Genomic DNA, 13329 nt, shown 5'->3' with positions numbered 1-13329 from the left:
TGGCTCCTCACTGTCGCCCGTCGAAGAGATAATCTCCTGAAAGCGCTGCTGAAACTCTGGGCTGTTGAAGCGTCCGAAGAGCTTCTGCACATACTCCACCACTTGTGGCGTGTACTTCATGCGGAGACGGTGGCTCCAGATCATGTCGTACTCCTCGAGGGTAATCGCCTCGCCGATCTGCTGAGGCTTGTAGGGAAGCTGCTCCTCATAGAGTGCCAGACGGCTACTGTATAGTTCGCCGACGAGGAGCACCCCGACGACAGCACGAATGCGCACCATCGTCTGTTCGCCTCGTGTCTCCATCAGCTTAGCAAGTAGCCAGCAGAGCTTGCCCCAGTGCCACGAGCGTAGCAAGGCTAGGGTGACAGCCGTGAGAGCTGCCTGCTGTATGTAGTCGTCTAGCTGGTCTAGCGCAGTGGCCACCTCGTCGCTCCACTCCTGCGTATAGAGGAGCCCCATCGTGAGGCGCTTGACCAGTTCGTCGTAGCGTGGTCGGTCAACCGTTGCGAGGTTCGACTGGAGCGTCAGTTGCTCGACAACCATTGCGAGTCCTCCATTGTCTAGCAGTAGAGCGTAGTAGTTTGATTGCTTCTCGTATTGAGGCGACTGAGCCACCCACTCCGTATCTCGTAGTGCATCAGTCACCTCATAGAGCGTCCGGAGCAGGTAGCTGTAGTTCGTCACCAGCTCAGGGTCTTGTATCGGAGACTCTAGGTATTGTAGCATCGTCTCTAGGATACGCTTTGCCGAGTGGTAGCGGTCGCGTTGCTCCACGGGGATACGCACGTGAGACTGCATCTGCTCGCCTAGTAGCTTGACAGCTTGGGCGATCTGATGCTCAGAGAGGAGCCGGTAGATGTCGTCTGTAACCATATAATAATGTGTACCTGCTCTTAGATACTTAGCTGCTCACGTATCGCCTGGATACGATCACGGAGTAGTTGCTCGGGATTGTCGCAGGCAGGGTCAGTGCCACGCTTGTAGGTGACCCCAATGTAGTACTTGATCTTAGGCTCCGTACCTGAGGGACGTATCGAGAGGACCGTTCCGTCCGCCGTGTGGTATTGTAGCACATTGCTGGTCGCAGGCATCTTGATTGGGAAGGTCTCGCCACTCTTGAGACACTTACCCTCGAGCGACTGATAGTCTAGTATCTTCACCACGGGACTGCCCGCCAGCTCCTTCATCGGGTTGGAGCGGTAGTCGGCCATCATCTGGCTAATCTCCTGAGCGCCCTTGATGCCTTTGCGCACTACGCTGATGCCCTTCTCAAGGAAGTAGCCATGCTCGTTGTAAATCTTCTCCAAAAGCTTATCAATGGTCAACCCCTTGTCCAGTGCCCATGCCGTCAGCTCTGCAAAGATAGAGCAAGCTGACACCGAACTCTTGTCTCGTACGAAGGTCTCCCAGAGGTAGCCGTAGCTCTCCTCGCCACCACCTATGTAGCGGCGCTTGCCCTCCTGCTCACGCACCTCGTTGGCGATCCACTTAAAGCCTGTGTAGCAGTCCATGCACTCTACACCGTAGTCCTTGGCAATGGCGGGGATCAGCTCCGTGGTCACAATCGTCTTGACCACAAAGTCATCGGGACGCAGGTCGCCCATCTCCTTGCGGCGGGCTATCGTGTAGTAGGTCAGGAGGGCGCAGATCTGATTACCATTGATCAGGTGTAGCTCACCCTGCTCGTTGCGCACAGCGACACCGATGCGGTCACCATCAGGGTCACTCGCTAGGACGAGATCAGCGCCCGTAGCCTCGGCACGCTCCATCGCCAGCTTCATCGCTGCGGGCTCCTCGGGATTCGGCGAGATGACCGTCGGGAAGTTGCCGTCGATCACATCTTGCTCTGGCACATGGATGATATTCTTAAAGCCAAAAGCCTCTAGCGCACGAGGTACGATACGTACGCCAGTACCGTGAATGGGTGTATAGACGATCGCCATATCACTGTGACGCTGCACCGACTCAGGCGAGAGCGATAGGGTACAGACATCATGGATGAAGCGGTCGTCCATCTCGGCTCCGATCATCTCGACGAGTGCTGGATTGCCTTGCCACTTCACTTGGTCAATGTCTGTGATGCTCTTCACCTCATTGACGATTGCCTTGTCGTGCGGGGCGATGATCTGAGCACCGTCGCTCCAGAAGACCTTGTAGCCGTTGTACTCCTTGGGATTGTGCGAGGCAGTCACCATGACGCCACTCTTGCAGCCCAGCTGACGGATCGCATAGGAAACCATCGGGGTAGGGCGCAGCGCATCGTAGAGGTAGACCTTGATGCCGTTTGCCGTGAGCACGTCAGCCGTCGTCTGAGCGAAGAAGGGGCTGTTGTTGCGTCCATCGTAGCCGATAGCTACGGAGATCTCTTCGCCAGCGAAGCACTGCAGGAGGTAGTTTGCCAAGCCCTGCGTAGCCATACCGACGGTGTACTTATTCATGCGGTTGGTACCAGCGCCCATGATGCCTCGCAGGCCGCCCGTGCCAAACTCTAGTACTTGGTAGAAAGCCTCCACGAGAGGCGTCTTGTCCTCAGCCGCAAGGAGAGCCTCTACTTGCTGACGTGTCTCACTATCGAAAGCGGGCTCGAGCCACTGCTTGGCACGCTCCTGTGCTTGCTGTATAAGTTCGGGTGATAAAGTTGCCATAGTTTTATTGTGTCGTTAGATTGTTTGAAAGTATTGTTGGCAGGTTGCGTGCGCCCTATTGTAGCGCTACCCGTGCTGCCGTTGGGGATTCGTAGCGAGTGGTCAGAAGGCGCACCATATACCGTAAATGGCTTGCACTAGCTAACCTCTCGCAGTAGGAGCAAAGTTAGCAAAATAAGCGATACAGAGTAGCGCCTACCGAGGAAATTCCCAATAGCTCGGTGGAAAACGGATATTCTCCACGGAGCCGGGATATAAAACTTCGGAAGAATGAAATAAAACTTCGGAAGAATGAAATCAAAGTTCCGAAGAATTTTCTCATTCCTCCGTGGACGATGGCTGTTTCCTATGGAGGAAAGATAAGTTTCCTACGGAGGAGTGATTTTGGAAAACTTGGATAGTGTTCCTTATTGTCGCTTGTGGAGTGAGTTTGGGGCGGGTAGGAGAGCCCCCCGCACCAAGCAGTAGCCCCACCCGGCACGAGGACCGAGTGGGGCTACGAAGCGTGTGGAGCTAAGGCTCCGTGTATAGCTTATCGCTAGAAGATCAGTCGGAAGGTACGTACTGCGTCTGCCTTGTGGGCTGCGACGATGTAGATACCAGACTGGAGCTGCTCAGCGATGAGTTGCTCAGGCTCGGTGATCTGGTAGCGACCTATCTGAGCACCGCTAGCTGTATACAGCTCGATGGTCGCACCCTGTAGACCCATCACGAGGATACCCTCGGGAGTGGCTACGACACGTGCCGTCTCGCCGTCGATAGCGTCGATGGCTGTAGCCTGTGGGGTGACGATGATGAGCTGCTCAGAGCAGAGTTTCGTCTCACCCTGACGAGCAGAGACGGTCACACGGTAAGCGGTCTGCTCGCTGAGATCAACGAACGGTAGCGTGATGCGACCATCTTGTAGCGTGGGCGGACCCTGGAGTGGTGAGAGTTCGCCTAGAGGCGAGCCGTCAGCAGCGATGCTGATGATATCGACAGCCTTAGTATTACCCTCCTTGTCCACCTTAGCCAGATTAACCGTATAGCTCTCAGCCTTGTCAATCGTAGCAAAGGAGATAGAGAAGCTCTGAGCCTGCAGTGAGCCTGCTACGAGCTTAGCATCTAGCTTACCATCAATAGCCTGAGTCGTGAAGGTGGTCTTACCCTGAGCGACCGTCTGCATAGCGGGCATGATGGTCGCCTCGACGGTGACCTCATAGCGTGTACCCATCTGTAGCCCCTCGAGGGTGGTGTAGACGTAGCCGTCACGAAGCTCTAGTGAGCGGAGCTGCTGCGTAGGATCGAGGCGCATCGTCTGCGTCGCACTAGCGTCAGCACCTACAGGACGATAGCTTACGGTGTAGCTCACCTGCGTGGGGAGTGCCTGCCAGCGTACCTGCGCTGTTGTTTCGGTTGTTGCCATCACCTCAAGCACTATCTGCTCCTTGGCGGGCTTTGCAGAGGCATCCTGCTTGATGTGCAGGTTGTCCATAGCAAAGTAGCTAGGCGCATAGCTGTCGCTCGACAAGATGGAGAACTTGAGCGTCTTGACCTCGCCGAGAGAGGAGAGGTCGACCCACTTCCAGTCGTTGACCACTTCGCGCTTCTTATTGCGATAGTCGATGAGTGGTACCTCGACCTTCTTACCATTGTCAGCCGTGATGGTCACGATAAAGAAGCTCCCCTCCTCAAAGGCGGGACGACCGAAGTTCTTGTCGCCCCTGGTAGCAAAGCTCTTGACCCAGGCCGTGTTGGTCAGATAGACACCCTCGAGCTGCACCTTGCGGTCGCTACCAGGCATGACCGTGACGACGGGGTTGTAAGTACCCCATGCAGGATTATCACCTGGGCAGTAAGCCACGGCATACTGCTTGGACTTACCCTCCAGCTCCTGACCGCCACCGATGACGTTGTTGTACTGCTGCGTCAAGTCGCCCGAGTAGATTGTATCGGCACTAGCTGCTAGGGCAAAGCCGCTCCAGCTCTTCCACTCAGCGTTGTAGCTGTTGGAGAAAGCAAACGAACCACTACCGAATGGTGCCTTCTGATTGTAAGGCTCCTCGCTAGAGAGTGGCTCCTCCTCAAAGGTTGCCACCATCGGCTCGCCGTGTAGTCCATTGACGTAGACATAGACGCTCTCAGTCACTTGGCTACCAGCAGCGTCCGTCACAGTGACACTGTAGCGTGTCGTCTGCGTAGGAGCTACGGAGACAGTCTGTAGCGAGTCGCCCTGTGACCACTCGTAGCTATAAGGAGCCACGCCACGGATCACCTCAGCCGTCAGCTGAGCCTGCTGCCCGAGATTGATGCTTACGGGAGCGATTGCAAGCTGCATAGCGAGGGCGTCGCCGTTGTAGTCGTCGATCCATAGCTTACCACGGCTCTCGAGGGTCACCTCACGGATGTCGCCTCTCTGAGCGAGGTCTACGTATGCCCACTCCTGCTCAGTAGCGGGGAGCGTGATACGCGTACCGCCATCGATGCGCATATAGACGGGGCGGTCGGCCATGAGCGAGAAGCCTCGCTGTGGTATCTTGCCATTAGAGTTGGTCACGGTGATGGTCACCTTATCGCCCGCCATCTCAGCAATCTGATTGAGTGAGCGGGTGAAGTCCTCGACGACCTTGACTCCTGCGAAGCTATTGGTCCCTGAGTAGACGACATCACCTTCTATGGTGCGGTTGTCCTTCTCAAAGGTAGCTACTCGTGTAGGCATATAGCTGGTAGTAAAGGTGAAGAGGAGCTCAGGCTCGGCATCCTTATTATTGAGCGTACCATGGAGAAGTCCATAGACCTCATAAGTGGTCTCAGGCTCTAGCCCCATGATGGTAAACTCAGTCGTATGCTTGCCAAGAGCGGTGAAGTGTCTGCCCTTGTCTCGTATCTTCGCAGCGTCTGGAGCCTCCTCGCCCTTTACAATCGTCATCAGGTAGACGTCGGTCATTTGATCCGGCTCGACAGAGATCGTAGCGGACTGATGTAGCGCACGAACCACCTGTTTGTTGGTTAGCTTAGGAGCCTCGTCGGTTACATTAGGATCCTGCTCGTAAGCACCAACGGTCGGATGATCTTTGTCACGAGCTGTGCCGAGGATGTCCGTTGTGATAGCAGCGTGCGGAGCACCCTGTGGCAGTACGGTCATATCCTTCGGGTAGAGCACCTTGTCAGAGACGAAGGGTACCTCTACGACCTTGGATGCTGTGCTCTTTGTTGCCTGCTGATAGTTGGTTGCGTCGTACTTCTTACCCTTAGCGGTGATGAGTACGCCCTTGCTGTCAGAAGTGTAGAGCGCATTGCGGTCGCAAGTGAGCTGCTCGTTGGGGAGCGGTTGATTGCTAAAGAGGATGCTTCCACCGTCTCGGTTCTGCAGGATATTGTCTGAGATGAGAGACGAGGCAATCGTATTGTTGAGCATGAGGAGTGCTGTACTCTTGCCTTCACGAGCTATAGCGGTGTTGAAGACAAAGTTCAGTCCCGTTACATTGCTCGCTGCAAAAGCTCGGCTAGTAGCAGAGCCACGTGTGATGCGGATCACATTGTTGGCGACGAGTAGCCCCTCGCCTTGTACCTCACGGACATTGATACCGACGAGGTTGCTGAGTTTATAAGCTTTCGGCTGTGTTAGGTCAAAGTCGTTGCCGATGATCTTAGCATCCGTGTGGAAGGTCGCATCAATACCGCTGTAATCCCTCTGAGGAGCAATCTGCTGTACCATCTCGTTGCCCTCGATAAGTACCTCGGAGGCACGTGTGACGTAGATAGCCTTACCGCTATGATCTACGAAGCGGTTGTTGCGCACCGTGTAGCCCTTACCCACGGGGTTGGCAACTGTCGTTGTACCACCGATCTGTAGAGCAATGTGTCCACCCTCAAAGAGCGAGTTCTCAACCAAGACATCACAGCTCTGTGCGTGTGGGTTGCTAGCTCCCTCTACCTTAACAAGGCTTGGAGACATGTTGTAGTTCATATTGCTCGTGTTCTTGGTGTAGACATGGCAATTATCCATCGTGAAGTGCGACGAGTTCTCCTGTACGTAGACCATCGTTGGGAAGCCGAGGTCTGTTGAGTGGATCGTCATATTGCGTAGCGTCACGTAGGGGGTATTGCGTACGGTCATCACACCATAAGCACGTCGGTGGGCATCGTCTCCAGTAGGCTTGTTATACCCATTGGCAGAGAGGACGACCTCGTCACGAGAGTTGCCGAGACCAACGATGGTGATGCTGTTCTTGGCAGAAGCTCCAGGGATACGCTCTAGGAGGACTGCCTCGGGATACTCACCTGGCTCGACCTCTACGGTGACGGCGCCAGAGATTCCCTGCTTGGTCAGATCCTTAGCGGCTGCAGCTAGACTCTTGTAGGAGGCAGCACTGCTAGAGCCGACACGGAGCGTGCCTTGGAGTCCACCCTTGCGCGTCTTCGTGTCAAAGGGCTTCTCCTGCTTTACATCGTACTTGGAACCTCCGATGGTCACACTCTTGGCGGCAACCGAGATAGGAGTACCTACCTTGAGGTCGCCAGCGAGCTGAGCCTTGACCCAGTAGTACTGCGTGCGTGGTAGCTTCAGTATATCGGCGGGGTCAAACTTAAAGATGACCTCCGTCTGCGTAGTTTGTGGCTTGACCGTTGCGATCAGATGAGCTTCATCAAACTCACTGATAGCTCCTGTAGCGTATAGTGCGAGCTCCTTAATGCCTTCGCTAGAGATCTCTAGCTGTAGCTTCTCGAGGGTCGTCTTGCCCTTCTCTCCAGCGGTGGTTAGGTCGATGCGTACAGCGGGCAGTGAGCTACCCGAGAGTATGCCCTGCTTGTCTACGGGGAGAGCCGTGGCGGAGACCTTCTCAACAAAAAGGTCGCGAGGCTTGACGCTCTCTACACGAGCAGCCCACCCGAAAGTGTAAGTATCTGAACCCTTGAAGTAGACCGTCAGAGAGCCGTCCTGCTCTTGCGAGGTGAAGGTTCTGACACCAGTCTGCTTGAGTATATTGTTGTCACCTGTGGAGAGCAGCTTGCTCTTGACCGTGTGGTCACGTCCAGAGTAGATGCCGAAGGTGGCTCTTCGTAGATTTATTGAGTCGATCGTGAGGGTTACCACCTCGCCTTCATGGGCTGGGAGGAAGGTCACGTACGACCCTGTGTTCTTGAGCACCTTGCCATCGGGACCGCCCTCGTCGTAGTACGATAGGGGCGTGGTGACGGTCACCACTTTGTTGTCGCCTGAGGCTGGGTGATTGAAGATGTTGACCAGCTTGTACGATCCCTTAGGATCAGCGTCACGGACGGTAATAGGCTTACCAGATACAGTTAGCTTGGCGATAGCCACGTCTATACTCTCTGTTAATGGAGCATCCTTGCGAATGTCTATTGCGAGGATATAGTTATTGGCAAACTCCTTCAGCGTGCCGTTTTGCGCTAGTGCATCGGCTGGGAGGTCGACGCTTTTCATCATTGGCTCCACCTGAGCCTCTGCGATGAGCTTGTTCGCATCGAGTGTGCCCTCAGCCGTAGTAGCGTAGAGAGCCACACGCTTGATCTGAGGAGCGCCACCCTTGAGGTCTACCGTGAGACCATCTACGAGGATCGGCTTGCGGTCACCGATCGTATGTATGTCAAGAGCTAAGACAGGGTTCAGATCTGAGCCGACAGCGATGAAGGGAAGCTCGATCTGCTTTGCAGCGGCTGAGTCCACCTTCATATCCTGTGGCAGGTACTGCTTGACCTGACCACGCCAGCCTAGCGAGCCGGAACCACCTTTAGCGTCAAAGACGAAGGTCAGAGCCTTCTGCGTAGAGCGGATGTAGTCGGCAGGTTTCGTCTTGTAGGCATCCTTGTTGGGCTTTAGCTCAAAGAGCAGAGGAGCTGTGGCATCCTCACCGTCATAAATCCGGAGCGTAGGCTTGCTACCCCAGGAGGTGTAGTAAAAGTCCCACTTATTGATGTCTAGCTGGATGACGTTGTCTGGAGCGGTCGCCTCAAAGGTGACGCTACGCTCGCCTGCGTCGGTGTCATATCCCGTGGTAAGGCTGTGCTTGAGCTGAGGCGTAAAGTCCCAAGGCTCGTATACCTTGACATGATGCTTACCGAGGGTGAGCACCATCTTATTCATTACCTCTAGAGCCTCTGTGCGGGTGCGCTGCTGCTCGGGTAGCGTCTTCTCGCCTGACGAGATGTGGATCTTATCAATGGATAGGTTGACCTTGCCTCCCTTGCTCGCAGTCTCCTGGAGGTCTACGACTAGGTAGAAGTGGTTAGCCCCCTCGCGCAGTGCTTGAGGTGTGGGGAGTGTGGCGGTGAGTGCCTGGGCAAAGTCCCAGCGAGCGATCTCCTTAGCCTTCGTAAAGTCATCTACGATAGGGCTGTAGTAGAGAGCCACCTGAGCGATGTCTGTCTTCTTGCTTATAGAGCTTAGGTCTAGACGCTGCAATGTGACAGGGTCTTTGGTTCCCTGAGCGACGAGCGTGAAGGCAACCATGCCGACCTTCTTGACGCTTGCATTGATAGGCATCGCAAAAGTGTCGACCTCAATGGTTCTACCCGAGAGCGAGTCGACCGCCATAGGCAGAGGAGCGATCTGAGAGACTAGAGCCTCAAAGCCAGCCTTGGGAGTCCCCGTATTCGTTACGAGACGGATCGTTAGGCTCCCGTCAGAAGCTGTAGAAGTTACCTTGTAAGCCTTCTCCTTGTTGAGCTTGATGATGAGGTTATCAGCATTGACCGCTGAGCCATTGTATACCTCAACGAGGTCAGCACGATTGATAGAAGAGTAGCCAAAAAGATCTAGCTTTGTAAAGTCTACCTGGATCACCTTGCCAGTGGTCTCAGGCTTGAAGACAGCGTATCCGTCAAACTTCTCGCTGATCGGCTCATACTTACCACCATCATCGTATAGTGTCAGAGACTTGTTGCCTACGGTGTAGGTTTTCGGAGTCTTAGCAAGCGCGTAGGCATCCTCTACGGTGAGCGGTTTAGGCTCTTGGAGCGTTACGGCGTGATCGCCCAGAGTCGTCGTGAGCTTCGTCGTAGCAACATCGATACGGCTACCAGCCGCCACGTCGCTCTTGAGGTCAACGACCAGAACTAGAGCATGGTTAGGCTCAGAGAGCGTGTACTCCTTAGAGAGTGTGATCGTACCCTCGGCAGAGATTTCGGTTGTCTTGCCGAGTAGCTTGTCAGCGTCTAGCTGTTTGGGCTTACGGCTGTTCACCTCGTAGAGGTATATCGCCGTGATATCGCTCGGCTTTGTGTTGCTGAGCTTGTAGTGCAGAGCCGTCAGCTTGGGAGCCTTGGCTAGTCCCTCGGTTGTAATCTTGAGGTTAGAGACGATGAGCGACTGCTCACCGATGTAGGGGTCGTGGCTAGCGCTCTTGTCCTCTAGGATAGAGGCAATCTTGATTGCAGGCTGATCGACCGTGCGTACGATGATCTTAAAGCCTGCGCCTGGATTCGCCTTCGTCTTGCTACCGATCGTTATCTGACCGGACTTGCCACTGGAGCGAAGCTTGAGGGGAAGCGTTGGTCTGTCCGCCTTGGCAAACTTCCTAATAATGGCTCTCTCGTTAGGAGTTCTATAAGGACTGTAGTCTACATAGCCCTCGAGGATGTAGAGTTCGTCTTGATTGGCTAAGGCAAGCTCCTGTATCTCTATTTCAATACATTTGCCTGCTTGCTCTGGCGTGAAGACAATCTTGCCTCCTTTGTTTGCCTGGGCATTGCCATCGGCTCCTCCACTATCGTAGAGGATCAGCGGGGTGTCTCCCACTTTATGCTCGTTATTGCCATAGATCGACGTGGGCATCAAGAGCGTGTTGTCCTCTTGTCCCCACACGATCGGTGGCAGAAGTAACCAGCAGAGTAGTAGGAGCGTTGTCGTTACTGTTCTTTGCATAGTAATTGAGTGAATATATAGTTTGTTATTGTCTGCATATACGATAAGTCGCACGGGCTCCGCCCTCTAGGCGTAAGAGTGCGACATAGCAATCGCTCATAGCGGGCAGAGTGACCGTCTCGCTACCCACAGAGAGCGGGTGCGTCAGGACGAGTTGCCCATCTATATTATATAGGTATAGCGTACCCGTCACTTCGCTCTCGACATATAGCTGGTTGTCGCTATAGAAGAGATGCACGGCTGGTGTCGCTGTAGTGGGGGAAGTGATGCTGGTGCCCTTGGCGAGGGGCTTGATGCCCGCAAACTCGGTCGAGACTTCGCCCGTCTCATCGGTCTGCTGGTGGACGCCCGTCTGCACCTTGAGGAAGTCGATACGATCTAGGTGTACCAGCTCACCCGCAGCATTGACCGCACTGTCTATATCAATGTGACTACCCAAGGAACCGTTAGGGTGATTGTCCGCATAGCCATAAGCGTAAGGCTGAGACTCCCAAAGGCCTCCCTCATGCTCTTGCTTCATACAGTCCGGTAGGCGGACCCCCGAGAAGGTTACTTTGTCACCCTCCCAGAGCGGGTAGTAGCTATTTGTCGTGTGGTACTTATTGCGCGGTATGAGTCCCGACTCTCCCTCCGAGTCGCTCCAAGCGATGGGGTCGTTGTATGGGTCTTTTGGCTTGTAGTAGGTGATTGCGTAGTCCAGGTTGCTCCGATAGTCCTCGCTGCCACGAATGCGGTACCACGGGTCGTCCGCCAGTCCGTTACCATTGGCATCTTGGCTCACATAGATAATCCCTGGCTCCGCATTGCCGATGAAAGCATTGCCCTGTATCGCAAAGTCTGCTTGGTTGGGCTGATTGACCAATGCGGGCTGGATGCGAACGATGATGTAGCCACCCCACCCGCCGAGAGAGAGGAAGCGCCCATCCTGGACGAGGATGCGCTGAGCTTGCTGGAGTAGCTCTTGATAAGTTGTTACACCCTTGCTTGCCATCACTTCGCTCCCCATAAATTGTCCGGGAGCTGGGTGGTAAGCGACCACCTCCGTGATGCGACTCTCCTGAGCAGAGAGTGTCGCCACCCCTAGGAGGAGTAGAGAGGTGAGGGCGTGCAGTACAAGTGAGTAGATATATCTCATATCGTAGAGTCTAGGGGAACTAACATACTGTATCAGTACAGCGTGGCAGACTCTACGACTCTACGACTTAACGGCTCAAAGAGCCACGGACTAGGAGCACCTATCCTAGTCATCCAGTGCCAGAGAGCGTACGAGCGCCCCCTTGCCTCAAGCGTATCGTGCTGCAAAGTCCACGTTGCAGACTGATAGAAAAAGGATCGTGGCAGGTCTTCTGGCTTAGCTCGCTAAGGTGTATCCTTCCCACCCCTGAGTGACGTTAGCGGGGCAGTGGCTTCATCAAGTTGATGACACATTAGCCTTTGGGGAGCTTTACAGCAACGGGTTTGCTCAGGATTTGCACCTGATTCCCTCTTAGAGTGGAGGGGCGCACCTCTCCACTAACCAAAATCGCTAGCAAAGGTACTAAAAGCAATCAACTCAACAAAAACAGTTGTGCCACAGAGCAGGGCTGAGGCATTATAGAGGACGAGTGCCTCCACGTCTCTATGATAGAAATCTGAAGGTGAAGGAAATCGGGAAATCCCTCCGTAGATATTCTAGATTATCCTGCGAGGATACGAAAAAATCTTCGGAACTTTCATTTCATTCTTCCGAAGTTTCATTTCATTCTTCCGAAGTTTCATTTCATTCTTCCGAAGTTTTATTTCGCCCCTCCGTGGAGAATTTTCGTATTCTCGTGAGCTATTGGGAAATTCCTCGGTAGATATTGGACTTAGCAAAGGTGTATGAGTATTGATAGCGCTATGAAACCAGGCTCCATCCATATATCCCAGAGTTGTTGTCAAGCGTAGTTAGTAGACTACCTAGATATAATGCGTCAGCCCTTGCGCAATTTCAGATTGAGACCTCGCAATGTCGGAAATTGCGAGGTGCAAATAGTCTACAGCTGAAGAATATTTGTTATATTTGCACTGTTGGATGAAGAAGACGTCCGCAAAGTAAAACTCAAATCAAAACAGTATGAAGATCAACGACAAGATGGCCACTTTGGTCAACGCACAAATTAACGCAGAGTTTCACGCAGCATACCTTTACCTCTCAATGTCCTTCCAGATGGAAGAAGAGGGTTATGATGGCTTTGCTCATTGGTTCCTCCAGCAGTATCACGAGGAAATCGAGCATGCCCTTGAGATCGCTCACTACCTACAGCTACGCTCTGGGCACCCACAGCTAACGGGTGTAGCCGAGATGCCCCAGCACCATGGCACTCCCCTAGAGCTCTTTGAGGCAGCTTACAAGCACGAGTGCCACGTCACAGAGCTGATACACAATATCTATAAAGAGGCTCTAGAGGCTAGCGACTACGCTACTAGCTCGTTCTTTAAGCGCTATATCGATGAGCAGGTTGAGGAGGAAAACACTGTCCTCGGCATTATAGATCAGCTACGTATGGCTGGTGAGAAGGGTATCTATCTCGTCAATGCAAAGCTCGCTCAGCGATAATAGAGAGTCGCTCAATGATATAGTGACGTATGAGGCATAGTACCGAAAGGGGGAGGTAACTCTCCGATTACTATGTCTCGTATGCTTTTCAGCAATTTGAGGTGCTTAGGCAGTTGCAGAGACAAAAGTTTTTTGTACCTTTGCACTCACGAAGGCGTTGACAGAGCAATCTGGACGACCGAGGGGGCAGTTACCAGAGTGGCCAAATGGGGCTGACTGTAACTCAGCTGGCGTAAGCC

The 13329-nt window shown here is 53.7% G+C and carries 4 protein-coding genes, 1 pseudogene and 1 riboswitch; of the genes and pseudogenes, 1 reads left to right on the top strand and 4 read right to left on the bottom strand.

Annotated elements, in window-relative coordinates:
- The 4 genes and pseudogenes from Q0X57_RS04435 to Q0X57_RS04420 all read right to left on the bottom strand — a co-directional run.
- Positions 1-873 (bottom strand): annotated as a pseudogene (locus Q0X57_RS04435) (hypothetical protein); the annotation flags it as partial.
- A 20-nt stretch (positions 874-893) separates the two neighbouring features.
- Positions 894-2645 (bottom strand): phospho-sugar mutase, encoded by a 1752-nt coding sequence (locus Q0X57_RS04430; RefSeq protein ID WP_297728227.1) that lies wholly within the window; start codon positions 2643-2645, stop codon positions 894-896.
- 538 nt (positions 2646-3183) lie between these two features.
- Positions 3184-10512, bottom strand: coding sequence for a DUF4465 domain-containing protein (locus Q0X57_RS04425; protein ID WP_297728224.1), 7329 nt, complete (start codon positions 10510-10512; stop codon positions 3184-3186).
- A 25-nt stretch (positions 10513-10537) separates the two neighbouring features.
- Entirely contained in the window at positions 10538-11647 is a 1110-nt protein-coding gene (locus tag Q0X57_RS04420) for a hypothetical protein (protein ID WP_297728221.1), read from the bottom strand.
- Positions 11648-11830: 183 nt separating this feature from the next.
- A riboswitch (cobalamin riboswitch) is annotated at positions 11831-12048 on the bottom strand.
- 559 nt (positions 12049-12607) lie between these two features.
- On the opposite strand from Q0X57_RS04420, the gene Q0X57_RS04415 reads away from it, so the two are divergent.
- Positions 12608-13090 (top strand): ferritin, encoded by a 483-nt coding sequence (locus Q0X57_RS04415; protein WP_297728218.1) that lies wholly within the window; start codon positions 12608-12610, stop codon positions 13088-13090.
- The last annotated feature ends 239 nt before the right edge of the window (positions 13091-13329 follow it).

Source organism: uncultured Porphyromonas sp., from assembly GCF_947254915.1.
In the GTDB taxonomy this organism is placed as follows: Bacteria; Bacteroidota; Bacteroidia; order Bacteroidales; family Porphyromonadaceae; genus Porphyromonas.
This window is presented reverse-complemented; position numbering and strand designations above follow the sequence as displayed.

Excerpts from the sequence above, each read along its gene's own strand:
- Q0X57_RS04430 (WP_297728227.1), bottom strand. The coding sequence starts at position 2,645 with ATGGCAACTTTATCACCCGAACTTATACAGCAAGCACAGGAGCGTGCC.
- Q0X57_RS04425 (WP_297728224.1), bottom strand. The coding sequence starts at position 10,512 with ATGCAAAGAACAGTAACGACAACGCTCCTACTACTCTGCTGGTTACTT.
- Q0X57_RS04420 (WP_297728221.1), bottom strand. The coding sequence starts at position 11,647 with ATGAGATATATCTACTCACTTGTACTGCACGCCCTCACCTCTCTACTC.
- Q0X57_RS04415 (WP_297728218.1), top strand. The coding sequence starts at position 12,608 with ATGAAGATCAACGACAAGATGGCCACTTTGGTCAACGCACAAATTAAC.